This window comes from Raoultibacter timonensis, from assembly GCF_900240215.1.
Taxonomy (GTDB): domain Bacteria; phylum Actinomycetota; class Coriobacteriia; order Coriobacteriales; family Eggerthellaceae; genus Raoultibacter; species Raoultibacter timonensis.
This window is the reverse complement of sequence record NZ_LT964681.1, coordinates 642,981-665,854: the sequence shown is the minus strand read 5'-3', so window position 1 is coordinate 665,854 and position 22,874 is coordinate 642,981. Positions and strand designations below refer to the sequence as shown.

20 protein-coding genes are annotated in these 22,874 nt (G+C 59.2%); 7 read left to right on the top strand and 13 right to left on the bottom strand.

Features of this window, described 5'->3' with window-relative positions; genetic code table 11:
• The 6 genes from trhA to C1722_RS14885 form a co-directional block, all read left to right on the top strand.
• On the top strand, window positions 1-260 hold a 260-nt coding region (trhA, locus tag C1722_RS14910), incomplete at its 5' end, for a PAQR family membrane homeostasis protein TrhA (RefSeq protein ID WP_180995291.1).
• Window positions 261-286: 26 nt separating this feature from the next.
• Window positions 287-1,315: a hemolysin family protein gene (locus tag C1722_RS14905; protein ID WP_244902600.1), complete on the top strand. Its 1,029-nt coding sequence runs from the start codon at window positions 287-289 to the stop codon at window positions 1,313-1,315.
• Window positions 1,316-1,530: 215 nt separating this feature from the next.
• Window positions 1,531-2,724 carry a DMT family transporter gene (locus C1722_RS14900; protein ID WP_102380132.1) on the top strand — a complete coding sequence of 398 codons (1,194 nt, stop codon included), beginning with the start codon at window positions 1,531-1,533 and terminating at the stop codon, window positions 2,722-2,724.
• Window positions 2,725-2,726: 2 nt separating this feature from the next.
• Window positions 2,727-3,500 carry a creatininase gene (locus C1722_RS14895; RefSeq protein WP_102380131.1) on the top strand — a complete coding sequence of 258 codons (774 nt, stop codon included), beginning with the start codon at window positions 2,727-2,729 and terminating at the stop codon, window positions 3,498-3,500.
• Window positions 3,487-5,115 carry a BCCT family transporter gene (locus C1722_RS14890; protein ID WP_102380130.1) on the top strand — a complete coding sequence of 543 codons (1,629 nt, stop codon included), beginning with the start codon at window positions 3,487-3,489 and terminating at the stop codon, window positions 5,113-5,115. The genes C1722_RS14895 and C1722_RS14890 overlap by 14 nt, the downstream gene beginning before the upstream one ends.
• A gap of 336 nt (window positions 5,116-5,451) precedes the next feature.
• Window positions 5,452-6,045: a helix-turn-helix transcriptional regulator gene (locus C1722_RS14885; protein WP_180995290.1), complete on the top strand. Its 594-nt coding sequence runs from the start codon at window positions 5,452-5,454 to the stop codon at window positions 6,043-6,045.
• Between the two features lie 127 nt (window positions 6,046-6,172).
• Here the strand turns inward: C1722_RS14885 and gad are convergent, their stop codons facing one another.
• The 10 genes from gad to C1722_RS14825 form a co-directional block, all read right to left on the bottom strand.
• On the bottom strand, window positions 6,173-7,654 hold the full coding sequence (gene gad, locus C1722_RS14880; protein ID WP_102380128.1) for a glutamate decarboxylase: 1,482 nt from the start codon (window positions 7,652-7,654) through the stop codon (window positions 6,173-6,175).
• Window positions 7,655-7,689: 35 nt separating this feature from the next.
• Complete coding sequence (locus C1722_RS14875) at window positions 7,690-9,225, bottom strand: amino acid permease (protein WP_180995289.1); 1,536 nt, start codon at window positions 9,223-9,225, stop codon at window positions 7,690-7,692.
• A gap of 276 nt (window positions 9,226-9,501) precedes the next feature.
• The gene (locus C1722_RS14865; protein WP_102380126.1) at window positions 9,502-10,437 is read right to left on the bottom strand and encodes a M15 family metallopeptidase; all 936 of its coding nucleotides are present in this window, start codon (window positions 10,435-10,437) and stop codon (window positions 9,502-9,504) included.
• A gap of 81 nt (window positions 10,438-10,518) precedes the next feature.
• Window positions 10,519-11,394, bottom strand: coding sequence for a hypothetical protein (locus C1722_RS14860; protein ID WP_102380125.1), 876 nt, complete (start codon window positions 11,392-11,394; stop codon window positions 10,519-10,521).
• Window positions 11,395-11,398: 4 nt separating this feature from the next.
• The gene (locus tag C1722_RS14855) at window positions 11,399-12,808 is read right to left on the bottom strand and encodes a sensor histidine kinase (protein ID WP_102380124.1); all 1,410 of its coding nucleotides are present in this window, start codon (window positions 12,806-12,808) and stop codon (window positions 11,399-11,401) included.
• Window positions 12,809-12,827: 19 nt separating this feature from the next.
• Complete coding sequence (locus C1722_RS14850) at window positions 12,828-13,484, bottom strand: response regulator transcription factor (protein WP_102380123.1); 657 nt, start codon at window positions 13,482-13,484, stop codon at window positions 12,828-12,830.
• Between the two features lie 172 nt (window positions 13,485-13,656).
• A complete protein-coding gene (locus C1722_RS14845; protein ID WP_102380122.1) occupies window positions 13,657-14,250 on the bottom strand; it encodes a TetR/AcrR family transcriptional regulator in 594 nt (197 codons plus the stop codon).
• Window positions 14,251-14,438: 188 nt separating this feature from the next.
• A complete protein-coding gene (locus C1722_RS14840; RefSeq protein ID WP_102380121.1) occupies window positions 14,439-15,788 on the bottom strand; it encodes an MFS transporter in 1,350 nt (449 codons plus the stop codon).
• 190 nt (window positions 15,789-15,978) lie between these two features.
• Window positions 15,979-17,754 (bottom strand): DMT family transporter, encoded by a 1,776-nt coding sequence (locus C1722_RS17495; RefSeq protein WP_244387100.1) that lies wholly within the window; start codon window positions 17,752-17,754, stop codon window positions 15,979-15,981.
• Between the two features lie 260 nt (window positions 17,755-18,014).
• Entirely contained in the window at window positions 18,015-19,163 is a 1,149-nt protein-coding gene (locus C1722_RS14825) for a serine/threonine protein kinase (RefSeq protein ID WP_102380120.1), read from the bottom strand.
• Between the two features lie 355 nt (window positions 19,164-19,518).
• On the opposite strand from C1722_RS14825, the gene C1722_RS14820 reads away from it, so the two are divergent.
• Window positions 19,519-20,130, top strand: a complete 612-nt coding sequence (locus C1722_RS14820) for a TetR/AcrR family transcriptional regulator (RefSeq protein WP_244387086.1) — start codon at window positions 19,519-19,521, stop codon at window positions 20,128-20,130.
• Window positions 20,131-20,240: 110 nt separating this feature from the next.
• Here the strand turns inward: C1722_RS14820 and C1722_RS14815 are convergent, their stop codons facing one another.
• The 3 genes from C1722_RS14815 to C1722_RS14805 all read right to left on the bottom strand — a co-directional run bounded on the left by C1722_RS14815 (window position 20,241) and on the right by C1722_RS14805 (window position 22,688).
• On the bottom strand, window positions 20,241-20,807 hold the full coding sequence (locus C1722_RS14815) for a helix-turn-helix domain-containing protein (protein WP_102380118.1): 567 nt from the start codon (window positions 20,805-20,807) through the stop codon (window positions 20,241-20,243).
• Window positions 20,808-21,006: 199 nt separating this feature from the next.
• Window positions 21,007-21,207, bottom strand: a complete 201-nt coding sequence (locus C1722_RS14810; protein WP_102380117.1) for a DUF6440 family protein — start codon at window positions 21,205-21,207, stop codon at window positions 21,007-21,009.
• Between the two features lie 230 nt (window positions 21,208-21,437).
• Window positions 21,438-22,688, bottom strand: coding sequence for an Nramp family divalent metal transporter (locus C1722_RS14805; RefSeq protein WP_102380116.1), 1,251 nt, complete (start codon window positions 22,686-22,688; stop codon window positions 21,438-21,440).
• Between the last annotated feature and the right edge of the window lie 186 nt (window positions 22,689-22,874).

Genomic DNA, 22,874 nt, shown 5'->3' with positions numbered 1-22,874 from the left:
TCTGGTTGTTTCGCCCCCGCTGGATATCGGCGGTTCTCTATCTGCTGCTCGGATGGTGTGTGATCTGGTTTCTGCCCGCGCTCATCACCGCCATTCCCGCACCGGGCCTCTGGCTGCTCGTCGGCGGCGGGGTGTGCTATTCGGTGGGGTGCATCTTCTACGTGCTCAAGAAGATCCCCTACATGCATTCCATCTTTCATCTGTGGGTGCTGGCTGGCAGCATCCTGCAGTTCTTGGCCATCGCACTGTACGTGCTGTAGTTCTAAGGAGTGAGTCCTAAACCCATATGGACGTTGGCATAAGCATTGTCGTCACTTTCATCCTCGTGCTGGTAAACGGCTATTTCTCCATGTCGGAGATGGCGCTCGTGAACGCGAAGCGCGTGCTTCTCGAAAAAGACGCCGAGGGAGGCGATAAGCGCGCAGAGCTCGCTGCGGGTCTCGCCGCCGATACCAGCCAGTTTCTCGCAACCATACAGGTTGCCATCACGCTCGTGGGCTTCTTCGCGTCGGCTGCGGCGGCAACGAACCTCTCCGACCCCCTGGCCCAATGGCTGAGCGGGTTCGGCATCGATTGGCTGTCGTTTATCGCACCGGGTTTGTCGCCGGTTCTCATCACGCTTCTCGTCTCGTATCTGAGCATCGTGGTGGGCGAGTTGGTCCCCAAACGCATGGCCTTGGCCGATGCCGAAAAGGTCGCCAAGCGCGTGGCGGGTCCGCTCATGGTGTTTCGCACGATCGCCAAACCGCTCGTGTGGCTCACGTCGGCTTCTGCCGACGGGTTGTCGAAGCTCTTGCGCATCAAGAGCGCCGACGAGCGCCAAGATGTGTCGGAAGAAGAGATCAAGTACATGGTCACCGACAACAAAGAGCTGCTCGACGACGAGAAGCGCATGATCCACGAGATCATCGAACTCGGCGATACCACGGTGCGCGAGGTCATGCAACCGCGCGTCGATATGATTCTCGTCGAAGACACCGAAACGGTGAAGCAGGCGCTCGATCGCATGCGCGGTACCGGCTACTCGCGCCTGCCTGTGTACCACGAAGACTACGACAGCATCGTGGGCATCGCTCACTACAAGGATCTCGTGTCTCCGTTGATGGACGGCAAGGCCGACGAAGAAGTGGGCAAGTACGCCTACGAGGCCATGTTCGTTCCCGAAACCAAGGATATCTTGCGCGACGCCTACCCGTTCGGCGGCGGCCTGCACTGCTCCACGGCCGACGTCTACCGCGAGGGCGGCTGCGAGGACTACTTCCCGAACCGCGTCAAGGACGCGACGCTCATCCATCCGGAGATGTGGAACGACTAGGCAATCGGTAAGCCCATTCGATTCCCGGGGTTTGGATTCGGGTTGCCTCACGGCACTCCTTACCCGCAATCCAACCCCGGGCCAGCACGGTACCGCCTCAGAGCACCACAACCCCACCTCAGCATAGATCGATCCCTTCGCGCGTGCGGACCTGGTCTTCTGCACCCATAGGCACACGCGCGAACGGATCCAACCGTCACCATTAAGGGGGATCCATGAACCCGCAAGCCAAGTACAAGCTCAAAGGTTTCATCTTCATGTTCCTGTCGTCATCCGCCATGGGTGGCATCGGGGCGTTCGGCCGCTACATCAATGCTCCAGGCGACTTCATATCGTTCGGCCGCAACTTTATCGGCTTTATCACGCTCACCATCGCTTTTCTCTTCATCAGCGGCAGCTTCAAAAAGATCAAGGAGACGCGCTTTTCGCCCTCGATGCTGCTCTCAGGCATATTCCTCGGGTTGCTCTCGGGTCTCTACGTCATCTCGACGCAGTACACGACGCTCGCCAACGCATCGTTTCTCATCTACACCGGCCCCATCTACTCGACTATCCTCGCAGCTATCTTTCTCAAAGAGAAGCTCGAGATCAAAGGCATCCTCTGCATTGTCGCCGTCGTTGTCGGCATGCTGTTCATCGTCGGCATCATAACCCCCGAGGGCTTGACGCTCGATCTCGATCCGAAGTGGATGTTCGGCAACATGATCGGCCTGCTCTCCGGTGTAGCGTACGGTCTGTACCTGTTCGTCGGAAGATACCGGGAAGACTGCAACTCGAACGTGCGCTCATGGTGGAACTTCCTGTTCGCGTTCATCACCATACTCGGGCTCATGGCGGTCGACAGCCTGCTTTCGGGAGGCCTGAAATACACGGTGAAGGTTGACGGCGTTCAACAGGTCGACGCATCCGGCCAGATCATGACGGCGGACTGGAACATTTTCACCATGGATCCCACTTCGTGGATCGTTTGGATCATCGCCGCCCTCGTAACCGGGTTCATTGCGTTTCATCTCCTTGCCTACGCAACGAAAATGCTGAAAGCCGGCGAGCTTGCGGCAATATCCTATCAAGAGACGATCATGGCATCGCTGCTCGGACTGCTCTTGTTCGGGGAAGTGCTCACCACCTTCCAGCTCATCGGCGGCGGGCTCATCATCCTGGGCGGCGTATCGCAGATATTCTTCTCGACGAACGCCGCCAACAAACAGCCGGCACAGCTCGAAGTCCAGGCGGCGGGCGCAATCGGAGCGGGACCCGTCGACGGCGACCCCTTGTTTGCCAGCACGGATCGCTCCTCGATGCCCGATGCCGTAAGCACCACCGAACAAGGACCGCTGCTCGACGCAGACCGCAAACCCGCTCGCGCCGGCGAAGCCACCGCGCCGAGCGCTGCCGCAAAGGAGGACTAGCCATGCCCGCGAACACCGTTTTCATGGAAGAGATGGATGCGTTCACGTACCGAAGCATCCTCGATCGGAACCCGATCGTATTCGTACCGGTCGGCGCATTCGAACAGCACGGACCGCACATGGCCATGTGCGTGGACGCTGCGCTCACCAAGCAGATGGCCGCAGCAGTCGCCGAGCGCGTCAACGGCATCGTAGCCGCCCCCATAATCTACGGATACAAATCGCAACAACGCTCGGGCGGAGGATTCCACCTTTCGGGTACCACGAGCCTCAGTGCGGCAACGCTCATCGGCATCGTGAAGGAAATCGTCCTCAACCTCGCCGAGGACGGAGCGCGGCGCATCGTGTTCATGAACGGGCACTACGAGAACTACCAGTTCGTCTTCGAGGGCGTCGACCTCGCGCTGCACGACCTCAAGCTTTCGGGCACCGACGACGTCAAGATCATGCTGATGTCGTACTGGGACTTCGTCGACGACGAGACCATTGACCGCTTGTATCCCGAGGGGTTCACCGGATGGGATCTCGAACATGCAGGCGTCATGGAAACATCCCTCATGCTTTTGTTTTACCCCGATTTAGTGAACATGGACAAGGTGGTGATAGAGCCTCCTGCCACCATGCCAAAATATGATATCTTACCAATCAATCCCGATTACACGCCCGCATCGGGGTGCTTGTCCTGCGCTGCGGCGGCATCGGCCGAAAAAGGCCGGATCCTGCGAGACGTTGCAACCGAGCATATGGTGGGAGCTGTTCTTGATGAGTTCGAATAAAGGTGATCCCGCAGATGCCGCGAGCGCGGCGGCGAAAACGCAGCATGACGATACCGTCATTCGGATCGCAACAGCCGCCGTTGTTGCGATCATCGTGGGAGCCGCAGTAGCGAATCCTCAGGCGGCTTACGATATCATTCAGAGCCTCCGTACGTTCATCACGGAGTACTTCGGCTGGTGGATTATCCTCGCAGCCCTGCTTGCCCTGATACTGTGCCTGTGGATCGCGTTCGGCAAATACCGTTCGATTCGATTGGGCGGATCCGACGCAGAGCCCGAGTATAGCCGATTTGCCTGGTATTCCATGCTGTTCGCCTGCGGGCAGGGCATCGGCCTCATCTTCTGGTCGGTAGCCGAGCCCATCCTCGTGCGCGCCGACAATCCCCTGCTCGACATCTTTCCAGTCGGCGCCGACAACGGTGCCATGGCGTGGTCGTACTTCCATTGGGCGATTACCGCATGGGCCATCTACGGAATCGTAGCGGTTTGCATGGCCTACGCGCGATTCAATCGCGGACAAAGCGGCTCGTTTCGCGGCTCGTGCCAGGACATCCTCCCGAAGCAGATACGACGCGGGGGCGGTCTCGTTATCGAGTGGCTTGCCATCATCACGACGATCCTCGGCCTCGCAACTTCGTTTGGGTTCGCTTCGATGCAGTTCAGCTCAGGCGTCAGTTCGCTTTTCGGGATCGAATCGAGCCTGCTGCTGAAGATCGGCGTCATCGTGGTCATCGGGCTCATCACCGCCATTTCGGTGTTCGTCGGCGTGCAGAAGGGAATGCAGCGCATCAGCAAGGCTAACTCGGTTCTGTCGATTGCGTTGCTCGTACTCGTTTTTGTATTCGGGCCGACGCTGTTCCTGCTGCACCTCATCCCCGAAAGCATCGGAACCTACCTTCAAACGTTCGTTCCGATGAGCACGTTCATGGACGCATCATCGGTGGGAAGCTTATCAACCTGGGCCGATAGCTGGAACGGAGCATGGTCGGTATTCATTTTCTGCTGGTGTTTCGCGTTCTCCCCGTTCGTCGCCTCATTCATCGCTTCGATCTCTCGAGGCCGGACGCTGCGCGAGTTCGTCCTGGGCATCATCGGTATTCCCTCGATCGTCGTGATTGTTTGGATCGGCATCATAGGCGGAACCGCGCTGCGGTTCGACGATGCCCTCAGTGGAGCCATAACGGCCGCGGTCATGCAGGACACCTCGTCAGGCCTGTTTGCGATGGGGCAGGCAATACCCTATATCGGCGCGCTCGTCGTAGCGATATCCACGATACTCGTCGGTACGTATTTCATCACATCGATCGATTCGGGCGTCCATGCACTCTCGGGATTCGTCTCGACCGCAGCAAAACCCAGTGCGCCGTTCAAAGCTGTCCTCGTCGTTCTGATTGCCGTCGTAACGCTCGTGCTGCTGCTCCTCGGCGGCGACGGCGTCCTCGACACTATCCAGACGGGAACCATCGTCGGCGCGCTTCCCTTTACGGCCATCGTCGTCATCATGGTCGCGAACTTCATACGCAGCGTGCGGAAAGACCCGCAAATCTGCAGCACCGCCCCTCAAGCGGATGGCGGCGAAGCGGATTCCGTGGGCCGGGAAGCGTCCATCGAGTAGGTTTCGCTTTTCCCCGCCTGAAGAACGCGCCACATCCAACCTTAACGCGGGCCGAACGATGCTTCTTCGGCCCGCACAGCATTGCGCTCGGAAGAAGCCCCGTTTCAACCCGTACCGCTTGCGCGCCCGAACCCGAAGACGCCTCATTTCTGCTCGAACAGGTGCAAAACCCAGGACGTGGTTCGAATACGGCAAAAACCTCTGATCAAATCGCCTGATCATCATCGTTTGCCAAAGAACTTTGGCGATGCCCGGCATCCCGCGCGGCCAGGTGCCCAAGCATTTTGGTGGTACACTTGCCCGCAGCATGGCAGCCTCGAAGGCGAAGGGACGCACGTGGAGCTCAGCAAGCAGATCAAGCGGCATCGGGTAGCGCTCGGCCTGTCCCAGGAAGGCCTTGCCGAAAAGATATACGTCTCGAGGCAAACCATCTCGAATTGGGAAACCGACAACACCTATCCTGATGTGGAAAACCTGCTGCTCCTCAGCTCTCTCTTCGATACGACCATCGATGAGCTGATCAAAGGAGACGTGGAAGCCATGGAAAAGACGATCGCAAACGACACGGCGAAACTGAAGATTTGGACGGGGGCGTTCTTGGCGAGCAGCGCGGCGGCGGTGCTCGCCCTCGTAGGCGGTATATGGGTGTTCGGAATCACGGGACCTGTGATCGCGGTCATCGCCGCTCTGTACGTGCTGGCGATAGCGTGCTGCGTAGCATGCACGCGCATCGCAAAGAGAAACGATGTGATGACCCTCGCAGAAACGCTTGCCTTCGTAAACGGCGCCCCGCTCGGCGAACTACGTGCGAAACGCGATCGCACCCGTGCGCGCCGCTGGGTTCTCATCGCACTCACCTTCGCACTCACCATAGCGCTCGGCTTCGGCCTCGGCTTCGCTATGGCCCCTCATGTTTTCACCATAGCGTAAGACGCCACCGCAGACAGGCGAGGGCCGCGTCCGTATCATACGGACGCGGCCTCGTCATCTTCGCCAACCGGTCTTGCCGGGTTATCGCACGATCAGCACATGCCACCGACCGCCCACAGAGTGGTTTCTACTTCGCTTCCTTCGTCTGGCTCGACTGGACGTCGGCGGCCTTGTCGACTGCGGCACGTCCGCCATGGTTGAAGCCGGTGTTGATGACGCCCTGAGTGTTGCCGGTTACGAATTTGGCGTTCTTCAAGGTGTTGATCTCCTTCTTCATATCCTCGACGAGCTTGATGGCAAGCTGCATCGAGAAGTCCTGGCGGGCTACCACACGCTGCACCGTAGTGTCCTCCATGTCCTTCGGCATCGGGTAGGCGGGCACAAGCCAGCCGCTCATGCGCAGACGGTCGGACAGATCGTACAGCGACCAGGATACATCGGCGTCGTCCTTGAGGCCCCAGCATACAATCGGAATGTTCGAAGCGTCTTCGTAGATCTCGAAGATGCCCATGTCCTTGATCTCAGCGGCAAGGTAGCGCGCGACGTCGAGCGTGCGCTGCTGGATTTCCTTGTATCCGTTGAAGCCGTTGCGCATCAGCACGTAGTACTGGCCGACGATCTGCGAAGCGGAGCGCGAGAAGTTGATGGCCATGGTGGCTTCCTCGCCGCCGAGGTAGCTCACCCAGAAGATCAGATCCTCGGGCAGCGCTTCCTTGCTGCGCCAGATGACCCAGCCGATGCCGGGATACACAAGGCCGTACTTGTGGCCGGAGGTGTTGATGGACCAGACGTTCTTCAAGCGGAAGTCCCACTTGAGATCGGGATCCACAAACGGGGCGACCATAGCGCCCGACGCACCGTCGACGTGAATGCGAATCGGCAGATCGGTGTGCTTTTGGTTGTACGCCTCAACAAGCTCGTCGAGCTTCTCGACATCATCGAACTTGCCGGTGTAGGTGATGCCGAGGATGGCCGTGATGCCGATGGTGTACTCGTCCACGTAGTCCATGACGGTATCCATGTTGAGCGACAGATGGTCCTTCTCAAGCGGCACGAGGCGCATCTCGATATCCCAATAGCGGCAGAACTTCTCCCAGCACACCTGATAGCCCGAGGAGATCACGAGGTTCGGGCGGCGCTCGGAGTAGATGTTGATGCCAGCGGCCTTCGCAAGCTTCTTCCAGCGGAACAGCATGCCCAAGCCGCCGAGCATGCAGGCCTCAGACGAACCGACGGTCGAGGTTCCCATGGGCTCCTCTGACGGATCGGCATTCCACAGATTGCCGATCATGGCGACGCAGCGGTTCTCGAGGTCGGCCGTCATCGGGTACTCGTCCTTGTCGATGGCGTTCTTCTCCATGGTCTCGGCCATGATCTTGGTGGCCATGGGCTCCATGTAGGTCTGGCAGAACGTCGTGAGGTTCTGCGTGGCGTTGCCCTCGATCGAGAGATACTCTTTGATCATCTCGTAGGCGAGGCGCGGCTCGACAGGCTCCTCGTTCATCTTGTCGAGCGGCATCTGCGTATCGCTCGCCTCGGACCCGAAGATCGGGGTGAGGTACTTGGTCTTCTCATCCATGCTCTTCAAGATCTTGCTTTCGGTTTCCATTTTCTTGCCTCCTGTATCTGTAACACGTCGTGTAGTTACCTGGTTGATGGTTGTTCGCTCTCAAGGGACGGTGCAGGCGGCTGCGCCCAGCGATGGCGAAGGCCGTAGATGATGAACGGCAGCGCAACCGAAATTGCGAAGCAGACGAACAGCGTGGTTTGGTACACCGTGTTCGCTTGAGCCGTCAGCTCCGATGACGGGAAGAACGATATGACGAGCGTCGCCACGGTTACGAGCATACCGACGCCTGCGAAGATCGCCTTGAACGGCGTACCTCCGGGCAGCTGGAACTGACGCGGCAGATCCTTCTTCTTGAAGATCAGGACGAAGTAGCCGAGGAAGAACAGTACGTAGCCCACAAGGTAGATGACTACGGTAAGCCCGATGGCGGTCAGGTAGCCGACCGATGAGCTCGAGCCGCCCGAAAGGGCAATCGATCCACAAAGCACCGCATCCCAGATGGTCACGATGATCGCCTGGATGACAACCGTTTTGACGGAAACGCCGTGCTTGTTGACTTTCTTGAACGTCGGAGGAAGAATGCCCTCGTGCGCCGTGTCGAGCAAGGCGCGCGATGGTCCGACGATCCATGCGGATATCTCGGCAAGCACGCCGAGCGCGAGCAGCACGGCTACCACGTACACGAGCCAACCCCATTCGGCACCGAGCTGCGAGACGAAGATCGCCTTGAACGCCTCGATGACGCCGAACGACAGATTGGAATCGAGCGTTTCGGCGGGAAGCGTGGTAGCCACAGCCAATCCGCCAAGCGCGTCGAGCGCAATGGTAAGCACTACAAGCACGATCATGGCAAGCGGGTAATTGCGGGTCGGGTTCTTCAACTCGTTGATATGCGAGGCGCTCGCCTCGACACCCATGTAGGCCAGAATGAACGATGCGAAGATCACGAGCGTATCCACCTTGCTGAAATCGGGGATAAGCGTGTGAAAGTCCATCGTTATCTGAGAAGCGCCGCCGGTGATGAAATACGCAGCCAAGCCGACGAATAGAATGGCGGCTGGAAGCAGAATGCCCCCCACCAGACCGACCTTCGAGATACGGGCGGTAAACTTCGTACCGCCGAGCTGCGTGAACGTGAGCGCCCACACGATGATCGCAACGCCGACGAACATGACGAGCGGGTTCTTGTAGAGAGCATCCCACTTGAACACGTAGGCCAACGCCGCCAGCACGAAGAACGACATCGTTACGAACCCGACGGTGATCTGGAACCACTGGAAGAACAAAGCTGCGAAGCCCCAGCGCTTTCCGAGCGTATTGCCGACCCAGGCGAAGATGCCTCCCGACTCCCACCCCTTGACCGTCGCCATTTCGGCAGCGCATAAGGCAACCGGCAGGAACCAGAGCAGACCGCCGATGATCAGAAAGAACACCAACTGGAATCCCGACGAAGCGAACGACGGGTATTCGTAGACCGTCATAACCATCGAGGCGGTAATGGCGAAGAAGCCGAAGAAGCTCAAAGTGCGTTTGAAGCTCGGCCTGCTCACCGAACCGATGGCAGCGTCGCCCGAAGACGAAGCCGTGGATGGTCCGTTGGGTTTGCTCATGCTCATCATCTCCTTTCTTGAACGGGCGCGCGCCGCCTTCGGCGCGCTTGGAATTTATGTTCTTCCCCGTTCTACCATCTGAAAGATGATGCACAAGAGGCAGCGGCCATCGTTAACCCTTACGTGGCCGACCCGTGGACATCTCGCAAACGCCGTGAAACTTCGCTGTAATCGTTGAGCCTCCCACTTACAGCTTTCTACCGTTTACCGCTCTTTTGATACCGTTTATATAGCATAAACGACCGCTTGCCGTCGTATCCCCGCACCGATCGGGTGCTATATGCCGAGATACTCTTCAAGGCAGATGCCGAGTTCCCGAATTTCCCGTGCCACCGCTTCGCCCACATAGCGATAATGCCACGGCTCGTAGACGATGCCGGTAATCGCGCTCTTGTCGGTGGGATAGCGCAGGATGTATCCGAACTCCCAGCAATGCTCCATGAGCCACCGCTGCGTCGGCGTGGTTTCCTGCGCCTCGGTCAGATCGGGCATGGCCTCGTCGACGATGTCGAGCGCAAGGCCCAGCTGGTGCTCGCTCGTTCCAGGCCGCGCCACTACCGTGGCCGTCTCGACGCGAGCATCCGCCTCCGAATAGCCCTGCTGGATCAGAGAGCGCACATGGTTCTCGAACAAGCCTTCCTGCGTTTCCTGCGTGCGGTATGCCGAGCAGACGAACGGAGCGAACCCCGCCGCGCGACACGCGCCCAAGAGGCGCTCGGTATCGGCAAGGCAGCGTTCGTCGACCAAACGCCCGTCGCTTGTTGTGGCGAGCGGAACCGCGTAGCTCGAATCGATGGCATGTTCGGGGTTCACGAGCGTCAAACGCCAGTCGTCCGGCGATAGGCCGCTTTGGTAGACGGGGGGCTGGTTTTCCGCCTGGCCGCCCGTTTGGTTCTGGTTCGGCTCCTGTCCCCGGCCGCCCTCCCCCAACGCTGCGCCCCCGGATCCGAATGGGGCGGATCCTTCGCCCGCGGACGTTCGGCCGACGCCTCCCGCGCCGTCAGCCTGCGATGCGGCTCCCGTCATCCATGCCACACCGCAGAGACCGGCTCCGAAGATCGCTGCGACGCCGAACACGAATCTGCGGCGCGAGAGGGCGGCGGAAGGCTTCGGCTCTGCGCTTGTGCGAGGACGGCAGGTTTCGCGCGTCTGCATGCGCCGCTGGGCGCCGCTTCGCCTCGTTGGCTGCGCCTTGGAACGATCGATGGTCATGAGCTGCCTTTCTACCGGGGACTTTGCCCAGAGTATCAAGGCGCTTCCACCATACGGCAGCTTCCCGGCATCGAAACGCCATCACCGATCGGAGGAGACCGGGCGCATCGCGCAGGTGAACCACGGCCTCGACACCCGCGTGCCCCCCTCATCCGATTGCCAGTATTCCTCCGATCGCGCACCGTAGCCCGTGCTTTCCGTGAACGTCGTGTACGACACGGAGAGGATCACCTCCGTACCTTCGAGCTTGATCAGCGCGCGGTCCTCAAGCACCGTATCGCCCCCGACGCTCCGCACGGACGAAACGGTAGAGCCTTCGCCGTCAACGTCAACCGCTTCTGCGGCGTCCATGCCGCCTTCGCCCTCTTCGAGAATCGTGCCTCCGAACCCCAGATAATCGGCAGCCGTCTGCGCCCATGCGGCCGCATTGCCGCGAAGGCTCCCCTCGCCTGCGTCAACACCGTCCTGCGGCGCCATGATCGCGAACGACACGAGCTTACCCGTTGCATCGTCGACGCGCGCTGTCAGAATTGCCTCCTCGTTCTCGCCGTAGTATATCGAGCACTCCCACAGTATCGCCGCCCGGCCTTCGGTTTCGGAAAGCGCAAGCACCGTATCCGTCTCGTATGTCGCATCGGCAAGATACGGCCAGGAGCAAAGACCACGCTCTTCGAAGAAGGCGCATGCGTCGAGCACCGCCGCATGCGCCTGGTCGGCGGTCATCTGCGTATCGGCGCTCACATCGAACACCGTGCTGCTTTGCGCGAGCAAGCCGAGCGCATACGCGACATCGCCCGAATCCCCGGTATCGAGCTGAACCTGGCTTGTCTCGAACAGGGAGACGGCGTCGTCGTTGGACCGATCCTGCACGGCGGAAACCATATCGGGCAAAAACAGACCCAGCGCAACGATCGAGGCGGTACCCGCCGCCAAAACGAAGCCCTTTGCCGCCCTCATAGCCTCACCCCCTTCCCGCGCGCAGATCGACCGTCACGCACGTGCCGATGCCGATCTCGCTTCTCACCGATAGCGAGCCCTGATGAAGCTCGGCGATTTTCGCGCACAGAGACAAGCCGAGTCCTGATCCGCCCTGCGCGCGCGAACGCGAGGCGTCGACCCGGTAGAACGCCTCCGAGACGTGATCGAGCGCCTCGGCGGGAATGCCGGCGCCGTCGTCTGCCACGCTCAGGCGGCAACCGTCGGGAAGCATCGTGCAGGTCACCTTGACTGCACCGCGGTCCCCCACGGCCTTGCACGCATTGTCAATAAGGTTGAGCAGGAGCGATTGCACGAGGTCGGGTTCGAGAAGACACGTTCCCCTTTCGCAATCCTCCTCGATGAGGATTGCCCTGCCCCGGCCCGCGACCGCAAGCTTCAGCGACCCGACCGTATCGGCGACGAGATCGGCGGGTGCCGACGCAACCAGCTGCACCTCGTTTTTACCGAGCACGAAAATGTCGAGAAGCTTGAGCGAGAGGTTCTCGAGACGTTTGCCTTCGGAAAAGATATAGCCTGCGGCTTCGATCTGCTCGTACGGGTCAAGCGCTTGGCTGCGAATCAGATCCGCATAGCCGATGATCGCCGTCATGGGGGTTTTCACCTCGTGCGCAAAGCCCCCCATGAAGCGCTCTTGCCGTTCGAGCGACCGTTTCATTTCGGCGACACCGCCCTCTACGCGCTGCGCCATAACATCGAAGCTCGTCGAAAGCTCGCCGATCTCGTCGTCGTTGCGCACATTCGACCTGAACGAGAGGTTCCCCGAAGCGATCTCGCGCGTTGCGCGGGTCAGCTTGGAAAGCGGTCGTGTCAGCAGCCAAGACAAGCCATAGGCAAGCAGCGCGCACAGCACGATGAGCACGGCGAAGACCGCACGGAACGCCGCCTGCTGATGGGAGCGCGTTTGATAAAGCGGAGATATATCGTAGAGCGCATCGAGATAATGGGGCTCGCCGTCGATGGCGCATTCTCCCGAAAGCTGCAGATACCATCTGCCCTCGCCGTCAGAGCGCATGAGCACGGCACCGTGATCGGCGTCGACGCCTGCGCGATCGTTCTCGAAGCCGATCGCCGTCGAACCGCTTTCGTAGAGAACCTCGCCCGGGGTCGAGAAGCGCAGAGCCGACCAGGAGGACCCGCTGCGGTCGTAGAGCTGTTCGAGCATGTGCGGGATATCCCCGCTTTGCGACCAGGCATCCATAGAGCCGACCACCGTGAGGGTGTCGAGCAGCATTCGGTACGATTCACGCGCCGATTCTTCTTCGCGTTCGAGCGAGCTTTCGAACGACAGCGCTATGAGCAGGCTCCCACCGACACCGAACAAAACCGCCAGCAAGCACAGCATGCCGAGCATCATCTTCAGTCTGAACCTCATGCAGCCGCCCGCCTACCCGTCATGGAAGAACCAATCGGTACCCGACCTTGCTGACCGCCTGCAAGCATGCATCGAGCCCTGTTTTCTTACGGAGGCGCTGTACGTGCAGATCGACGGTTTTGCTGCCTGCACCCAGATCGCCGCCCCATACCCGTTCGTAGATAACATCGCGGTACAACGCCACATTGGGGTTTTGCGCAAACAGGACGAACAGGTCGTACTCCTTGCGCGTGAGGGCGAGCTCCTCCTGGCCGCGCATTACCCGCATGGCACGCGTATCGATCATAAGACCGCAAACCTCGATGACGCCGTCGGCCTTTCCGTAGCGCCTGAGCACAACATCGACCCGCGCAAGCAGCTCGTCTATTTCGAAGGGCTTGACGATGTAGTCTTCGGCGCCCATGCGCAACCCCTTGACGCGGTTATCGAGAGCGGCAGCCGCCGTCAGGAAGATGACGGGCACCCCGAAAGGCTTGAGATACTCCATCAGCTCGAACCCGTCGATCTCGGGAATCATGACATCGAGCAGGATCAGATCGTACGGCGTCTCAACGGCCATGTCGGCGGCCCGCGCGCCGTCGAACGCGCAATCGCACCTATGGCCCGCCTTGGTGAGGCTCAACCTGATGAGGTTCGAAATGGGCGGCTCGTCCTCGACGATGAGTATTCTGGGCACAGGCGATCCTTTCCCGTTCGATGCTCGGTGCCGTAACGCGGCGCGCATCGCAGCGTCCGACGGTTCGGCCCATGTGCCATTATTCATCATCCCGGCATCGAAACGGCATACGGAAGCAAGCCCACACAGAGCAAACAGGCTGCCGCAACGCGAGCTTCCGCAGCGGATCGGGCTACGAACGGCCCGTATAGTCCGCCACAACCTCCGCAAGCAGGTTTGCTGCGGTATCGTGCACGTCGTATCCCTCGGAGATAGCGGCGACGGCTGCGCCGTCGACGATGGCGTACACGAGTCGCGACGACATCGGTACATCCGCCCGCTGCAGAATGCGCTCTACGGCGGCATCGAGCGCGCGACGGCCCTTTTGGTAAGCCTGCGTGACCACCGGCGATTCGGCGGCGGCGATCAGCTGCGCATAATGAGCCGCCGGCACGGTGGAATCCTCGGGCAAGCACGCCTTGATGAGCAGATCGACGCAGTTTTCTCGGCACTCTTCGGGCGTGAGCTTTTCGGCGGCATCGGCGGCGCGCTCCGCGCGTTGGGCCCACATCTGGATGTTGTGCTGACCGGCCTCCTGCAAAAGCTCCGTCACCGAATCGAAGTAGTACCCGACCGATGAGGAGGCGGCGTTCGCCCATTTGGCTACTCGGCGGTACGTAACGGCGCCCGGACCCTCCTCCCGCAGAAGCGCAGCGGCAGCCAGCACCAGCGAAGCCCTCGTAATCTGAGCTTTCAGAGATTTCGGCGTTTGAGACGACTCGCCCATAGGTTCCTCCCGCAATACCGCACAATCGATGCGCCGCATCATCGGCGCATACTCCCAACCAGCATTATAGGGCAACGAATCGCTCCGCTAGCCCGAAGGCCTGCGAAGCGATATTCCGGGCGGCCGCGCCGATGGCCGAACCAACGCGGCCACCCGGATCCACCGCATAAGCGGCCGGTGGACAAAACCTACACCTCGGACAAATCTTTGCCCGTGTGCTCGTGTGACATGACCATAGCCACCAAGGCGAGCGCGGCGATGAACACCATGTAGAACGCCGGGGCTATATCGTTGCCCGTTACATCGATCAACCAAAACGAGATAGCCGAAGCCGAACCGCCGAATATGGCGTTCGCCATATTGAAGCTCAAGGCGAAGCCCGAATAACGCACATCGGTGGGGAACGTCTCGGTCAGATAGCTCGACAACGTACCGTCGTTGATCGTCAGCAGCAAGCACATCACCAGCTCCACGATCAGGATCACGACGAAGCTCTTCGTACCCAACAGCAGGAACGCGGGAATCGTGAGCACGATAAATCCAACGCATGCGATGATCAGCATCTTCTTGCGTCCGAAGCGATCGGATATGCGCCCCGAAAGGAAGATGAAGCCGATGTAGAACACGAGCACGATGGTCGTGATGATCGAAGCCAAACTCGGATCGTAGTTCAAAGTCGTTTCGAGGTAGTTCGGCAGGTACGTGAGCACCGCGTAGAACCCGACCGCGTTGAGCACGCAGGCGCCGAACGAGACGATGAGCACGCGCCGATGCTTGGTGAGCAGCGTGCGGATGGGCTTCTTCACGCTCTCGCCGTGCCGCTTGAGATTGCGCTGCATCTCCTCGTAAACCGGGGAATCCTCAAGGTGCGTTCGGATGTAGTGGGTGATGTATCCGAGCGGCAGCGCCAGCAAAAACGGAATGCGCCAGCCCCAGTCGACCACAAACGACGATTCGGCGCCCCATACGTTGAACATGAACGTAGCGAACAGCGACCCCACCAACAACCCCGTGGCCGTCGAAGCGGGCACCATCGAGCAGTAGAATCCGCGATGGTTCTTCGGTGCGTACTCCGCAATGAACGTGGCCGCACCTGCATACTCGCCGGCAGCCGAGAAGCTCTGCACCATGCGCAGGATCAGCAGAAGCAACGGAGCGCCCACGCCGAGGATCGCATAGCCCGGCAAGCAGCCGATAAGAAACGTGGCCCCGCTCATCATGAGGATCGAGATGGACAAGGCCCATTTGCGCCCCTTCTTATCGCCCATGTTCCCCCAGAAGATCGCGCCGATCGGACGCACGAGGAACGATAAGGCGAATAGCCCGAACGTGAGCATGACCGAAACGAACCGGTCTTCGCCCGGGAAGAAAACCAGGGCGATGACCGTTGCCAGATAGGAGTAACTCGCGTAATCGAACCATTCGATGAAGTTTCCGAGAAACGATGAGAACGTCACTTTCTTGAGCGTTCTATGCTTCTCTTCTTCGGAAAACTGCCGCGCCGAAGCGGCATCGATCGTATTGTTTTCAGCATTCATGATAGTCCCCTAAGAAATGTGCGACTTCATTTCGACGGATATGATGTCGCCCTTCGAGCGCTCGCTTCATGCGAAGCCCCCTTTCAAGACGGGAATGCATACCTTGCCTTTCAAGCATGATACCTCGAAAGTGAAGATTCTCGCCATCATGTAACAATCCAACCGTATCGATGAGCGGTTTTGTAACCGATCAGTAATCTTCGAGCAGCTCGACCTGCGCCTTGCTCGCCCGTTCGATGAAGGATCGCTTCGCCTTCTGGCCGCCTTGCGAAAGAGCGTTGAGGATGACCCTCTTCAAGCGCGGGTACTCGTTCATGCCGTACCAGGCGAACGCGGTACCGCCGACATAGGCCTCCACGATGCTGTGCACGGGAAGATCGGGGTTGCGCTTGGCGTCGAGCGCCAGGTACTCCTTGATCTCATCGGCGCACACGTCGCGAATGACGGCTGCATCTATCTCAAGATCGCGGCCGAGCTGCTGCAGCTGGTAATCGACCTCCGCTTCATCGGCATGGGGGAAGTAGGTGACATCGTAGGCGACCGCGCCCGCATCGTTGGCTTTCGCAAACTCGAGGAGTCCGTCGAGCGCCATCATCTGCACGTGGTCTTCGGTACGCTCGGGAATGTCGAGCTTCGCGGGGAACCCGGGCAATCCGTGCTTTGCAAACGCCGCCTTCAACTCTTCTTCGCTCAGTGCCGCTTCGAAATGCGTCTCGGTGGCGATATGGGTCAGATTGGACGTGATCTTCGTATCGTTCGCCATCATTCCCAGCTCGGCACCGCGCCCTGTATCCAGAAGCGCCGCCGCCGAATCGCCGAGCGCACCCTGTTGGCTCTTCTCGTCCAAATGGCCGGCGAGCTTCTCGCCTATCTCGTCTTGCTGTTTGAGCTTGCGCCCGGTGATCATGCCCTTGATCGAAGGCACCGCACCGCCGCCGATGATGAGTACACCGCCGATGATCGTGTTGATGGTGAGCGCCTCGCCGAACACGACAAGCCCGACGAAGATGGCGACGGGCACCTCCCAATACGCGATGGTACCGTAGTCGGCCGCAGGAAGGTTGCGGCCGGCAACCAGCAAGAACCCAAGGGCTATAGGCCCGCAGATAATCCACAGGAGGATCGCGCCCGCCCAGTTGAACGGCGTGAAGTGCACGTTGAGCGCCCAGTTGGCCATATCGGGGGTCGAACCGAGCGAGTTCAGGATGATGGTAACGGCTCCAGCGCCCACGACCGCGAAGATGAAGTTCCATACGCCGCGCGCCGTAGTGTCGGCGTCTTTGCGATAGCCGTTGAAGAACATGGATGCACCGTAGAACACGCCCGAAGCGAGGCCGAACGCATCGCCGACGCCCTTCATGGGAAATTCGGGTGTCGAGGTCTGCAGGTTGAAGTCGACGAAAAATCCGCTTTCGTTGAAGCCGATGAGGTTGTTGCCGAACAACATGCCGATAAACACCGCGAGCAGGCAGATCCACTGCAGTTTCGACATCGGCTCCTTACGGAATATCCTCGCTAAAAGTACGCAGATAACAGGTCCTATGTAGATGAAGAGCACCGCGTTGGATACCGTAGTCAGAAGCGTGGACGTCACATAGCATGCAAGCGACAGGCCGATCATGAGGCCGCCGAGCGCGATAGCGGGCGTGAGCTTGAGCTTCTTGAACACGTGGACTTTATGGGTGGCCAGAAGCAGGATGACAAAGAAGATCACGCCCATCCCCATGCGGCCGACCGCCATGAGCGCCCCGATGCTATCGCCGGCGTTGAAGCCCGCCGCGCCGTCGAACATATCGGTACGCGTAGCCCAACGGCTGAACAGGGGCACGAGCCCCATACCCGTTGCGGATATCAACATGGCGATGGTGCCGAAGCCCACCCTCATCTTGTATCCGCCCGAACCGTCCTTACCGTTTCCGTTTACCGTTTCAGTCCCTGTAGGTTTGAGATCAGTGTTGTCCGCCATTGGTCCTCCTTAAACCAGTAGCAGGGAAATGCGACCGTCGAATCCTGCGAGCATGCGCCGCGCGCGATCGCAGAGCGAAATCGAGCTGGAAGATATGCCGCTTCAGCTCGCCTTCGGCCTGCGAAGGCATAAGGGCATACGACGACCGAGAAGCCGTAAGGCCTCGAACAAAAGGGGGCTTGGTTTCGAGCGAACCAAACCCCCTTTCTTAAGCACCTAGTCTTGAACCTTGTAGTAGTAAGACGAGTGATTCTTATTGCCTAGTCGTTCCACATCTCCGGATGGATGAGCGTCGCGTCCTTGACGCGGTTCGGGAAGTAGTCCTCGCAGCCGCCCTCGCGGTAGACGTCGGCCGTGGAGCAGTGCAGGCCGCCGCCGAACGGGTAGGCGTCGCGCAGGTCGCAGGGGATGACGTTCATGCCGAGCTTGTCCATCTGCTCCTGCTGGTAGACCTCGGAGGCCTCCACGATCACGGTCTTGGGGTCGAGCACGAGGCAGTTCATGGACAGCCACACCGAGCTGTAGCACAGCGCCGGCGGCTCGTCGTGGGCGGGCTGGGCCGCGTCGACGATCTGCCAGTCGTTGGCCTCGAAGATCGCGCGCTGCTCCTCGGGGAGCTGGCGGACCGGGTTGTTGATGATCAGGCCCGGGCGCAGCGGCACGAAGGTCGCGTCGATGTGGATCGGGTAGGGGTCGCCGGGGAAGTTCACGGCGTGCACGCGCAGCTCGGGGTAGTAGCGCTGGAACCACTCCATGGCGGTGCGGTTGGTGGTGAGGCCGTGCTGGATGAACAGGTCCCTGCCCATGCGCATCACGTCGGCGGCGTCCCACATCGGCTCGACCTCGGTGGTGACGAAGTCCTTGTTGGCCGTGCGGACGAGCCTCTCCTCGAGCGAGATCTTCTCGTCGTAGTAGTTGTGCTTGTAGGAGGCGTCGGTGAGGCGCGGGCGGGGGGCCTGGGTCCACTTGAACTCGGGGTCCTCGTCGAAGTACTGCTTCATGAGCGGCCAGTAGGCCAGGTACTCGAAGTAGCGGCAGCGGAAGGAGTTGGCCGAGGCCATGATCTCGTTGCCGACGGTGAGCAGGATGTCGCGCGGGGGCATGCAGGTCATCATGGAGTCGTTGCGGAAGTCCGGCGTTCCGATGGCCTGGTTCCACTGCAAAGGCGTCGGGCGGTCGACCTGGACGCCGCGGGACTCGAGGATCTTCACGAGGTTCTCGAGGCACTCGTTGCCGCGCTCGACGGTCGCGAGCGGGCGCAGGCCCCACATGCCGCGCATCTCGGAGTCGACGGGCACCTTCTCGGAGGTCGCGGGCTCCTCGGGCGGGATCATCGAGTTGTCGCAGCGGCCGACGATGACGCGCTTCAACGGATCCCAGTCGTTCCAAGAGTTGACTATCTTCGCCATGACAGTCTCCTTTCTGGAAGGCGGCGCCTTCCAAAGTGCGGGTGTTTGCGTTTCCGTACGTTCATTCTCTGAATTTCGTACGCGCTCGCCAAGAGGCGCGCAGGCGATTTTGTTCTGTCTTGCCATCCAGGGGGATTGTCTCGTGTTGCACAGCCGTGACAGTGCGGCAAGACCGTCCGAAGCGGGTGACAGATTATACGGTTTTGTCGCACGCAAGGGGAATACGAGATGGTAATGTAGCACTCTTATGACAAATAGAAAGCATCGTTCGTCTGCCGATTCGAATGTCGACAAAACGTATGTGGTATGGTTTTGGCGTCGCAGTGGCTCAAAGGCCTCGCAGCGAACGGGAACGGTGGGTGATTGCATGTTGATGGATCTTGCTCATGGAAACGATATATTCGAATCCCCCGACATCAGAACGAAGATGAAGATACTTCATGGCGTTAATAAGTCGCTCGACCAGATCACGATTTCCGAGATCTGCGCCAATGCGGGCGTTTCCCGACAGACGTTCTACCGGCATTTCGAAAGCAAGTACGACATCCCCTGGTGGCACTCTATCTTCTGCCGTCAGTTCTACCTTAACGAAATCGGGCGAACTATCGATTGGGAAACGGGATACTACCACCACTTGCGCCTTATCGATCAAGAACGGGATTTTTACCGGAAGTCGATTCAGTACAGCATCAACACTCCGTTTGGCCAAACCGTCATGCCCGAGAATCGCAAAACCGTTCTGCTCGAGACGCTTGAAAGGTATCGCCGCGTTTCGGTCGACCACAATATGATGTTTCTTGTAGAGATATTCTCGAAGCTCGAATGCGAGGTGCTTAACGACTGGTTTCGATCGGACCAGCCTACGAACTTGGCACAGTGGACCGACGATCTGGTGAGCCTTGTGCCCGATCGGCTGTTTCGCGCGTTGCAGATCGAGGTTCCCAGTAAGGTGCGTCGAAGCGTGTAGGACGCAGAGAAGCCAGTGATTGAGATGGCGTTGCGACAATGCAGAAAAGCCCGCCGGCGGGCGGGCTTTCGAAGCCAGGGGGACTTGAGTGGGGTGCTTCGGCGCGAAACTTACGCGAACAGCATCATGCTGACATACGTGATGATTCCGGCTACCGCTCCGACCCCGATGACGAGGAGCGTCTTGCGCAGCAGATGATGCTTGCGCTCGTTGGCTGCCTTCTCGCGGTCGACGGGCTCGTTCTCCATGAATGCGAGGATCTCGGAATACGTTTTTATATCGTGCTGTTTCTTCATCCGGTCGACGATGATCGAGCTCACCATTGCGACCGCCCAGATCGCAAGAGGAATGAGGAGCCCCGTCCACCCCCATAGCTTAAAGCACGGGCCGACTAACACCACGCTCAGGACCATGCCCGCCAGCATGACGTAACTGAGCTTCTTCATCTTGTTCGCATCGACGGCTTCTTTCATCATTTCGACATCTCCTTTGACCAGTTCGTCTATCGTTACGTCGAAAAGAGCGCTCAGCAGAAGCAGGCTTTGCACGTCCGGGTAGGTGCGGTCGGTTTCCCAGTTGGATATCGTCTGCCGCGAGACGTATATCCTCTCTGCGAGATCCTCTTGCGATAACCCGCGGGCCGTACGGTGGTTCCTAATCTGATTGCCGAGTTCCACTGCGTTCCTTTCGCGTTTCGGAGCATGCCATGATGGGAACCACGATACCACCAAACGGCTTTGACACTTGCACTTTGGTGCTGTCGAAAGTGTTTGACAATCGTTTGAACTGGGTATTTGGATGCTCAAGGTCGTATGGTCTTCTCAAGAAATGCAAAGGCGGCCGGATGAGCACCCGACCGCCTCCGATGAACTGCGGTTATTGGTAGATGGATACGATGGCATCTTCGGGGGTGATGACCGGCTTTCCGTTTTCGTCTACCAGGACTGCCAATCCGCAACCGCTTGTCATGTTCGATGACATCAGAAGATAATTGACGCCCGTTTCGCTGTCGACGATTATCTTTCGTACGTTGGTCACCCCTTGCGAATAGGTTTCTACAAAACGATCGTTAGCCATGGTTTGATGCTCCTTTGCTTGGTTGCCGGACTTGCGTAATTGCGGTTATCGCTTGCCGCCGAGCGCGGCTGCGAGAACAATGTAAACGATATGATGACCAAAGCTCTTCGACAACGGCGTTTTAGTGCTGTCAAAAGTCTTTGACATGCGTTTGAACTGGGAAAATAGAGTATAAAAGAAGCGCACCCTCGGGTGCGCTCCAAAAATCAGACGGCTTTCAGCGTGCTTGACTATCCGCCGATGAGGGCGGTGAGCGAACTGATGAAGCTCGACATGTTGCGCCAGCACATGAACAGCGTGATTACGATGATTACCACGCCGGCGATATTGGCGAGCAGGTGGTTCCTCCATTTGCCGAGGTCCTTGCCGTTTGCGCAGTACAGAACGAAGAACGCGATGAACGGCAGCAGAATGGCGTTTGCTGCCTGAGCAACCAGGATAAGCTCGGTCGGGCTGTGCCCCAGCACGCAAGCCATGATGCAGCCCGCCAGAAGCACGATCATCCAGATGACCTTGAACTTGATGTCTTTGAGCGTTTTCTTCCAGCCGAGCACGCCGTTGACGGCATAGGCGGCGGAAAGCGACGCGGTGATGGCCGAAGAGAAACCGGCGGCCAGAAGGCCGAGGCCGATCATCCACGTTGCCCACGAGCCGAGCAGCGGTTGCAGTGCAAGCGCCATATCCTTGCCGTTGGTCACGGTGACGCCCGTGCCGTAAATATTGGCTGCGGCGCAGATGAGAATGGCCATCGAGATGATGCCGCCGAGGCCGATGGAGATCACGGCGTCGAGGCGCGCATCGGAAACCTTCTCGGGATCCTTCCAGCGCTCGCCGGCACCGGAAGCGTGCAAGAACAGGTTGTAAGGCACAATGGTCGTGCCGATGAGGCCGACGGCAGTCAGGATGCCGGCAGATCCCTCGGCTGGCAATGCGGGTACAAACAGGCCGTGGGCGACCGCGCCCCAGTCGGGATTCGACGCGAATGCCGTGACGGCGAATACAACGCCCATGAACACGACGATGGCAGTAAGGATGACCTCGACGACCTTATAGCTGCCGATCCACATGGCGGCAAATGCGGCAATGCCGAGCACGATAACGATGGGAATCATCGGGATGTCGGGCGCGAACGCCTGAATGCCCAGAATGCCGCCTGTGATGTTGCCCGTTTCGTAGGCGATGTTGCCAACGAAGATGGCGATGAGAACAACCACTATAGCAATCCACATCAACGCTTTGTTGGGAATGCGATCGCGGATGTTTTCACCGAGGCCCTTTTGGCTGACGATGCCGATGCGTGCCGCCATCTCCTGGAAGATGATGGTCGCGACCGTTGCGAACAGCAGCGCCCACAGCATTGTGTAGCCGTAGTTAGCGCCGGATACGGTGCAGGTTGTGACGGTGCCGGGTCCGATGAAGCCGGCGGCCACGAGCGCGCCGGGGCCGATGCTCTTCAGGCGCTGAACCAATGATGAGCTCATGTAACCTCCTTTTCGAGTGATGCGTTTGGTAGATCCCCTATGCATTGTCTCCATGCCAAGCGCTTCGATGTCCGCTCTTTTCGAGAATTAACCAAGGCGAAACGCATGGGCAACGCGTTACGAATTGATTTTACCCGAAAATGCAAGATAGTATGTTCACGTAACGGACGAGGGGAGAGACGGGTT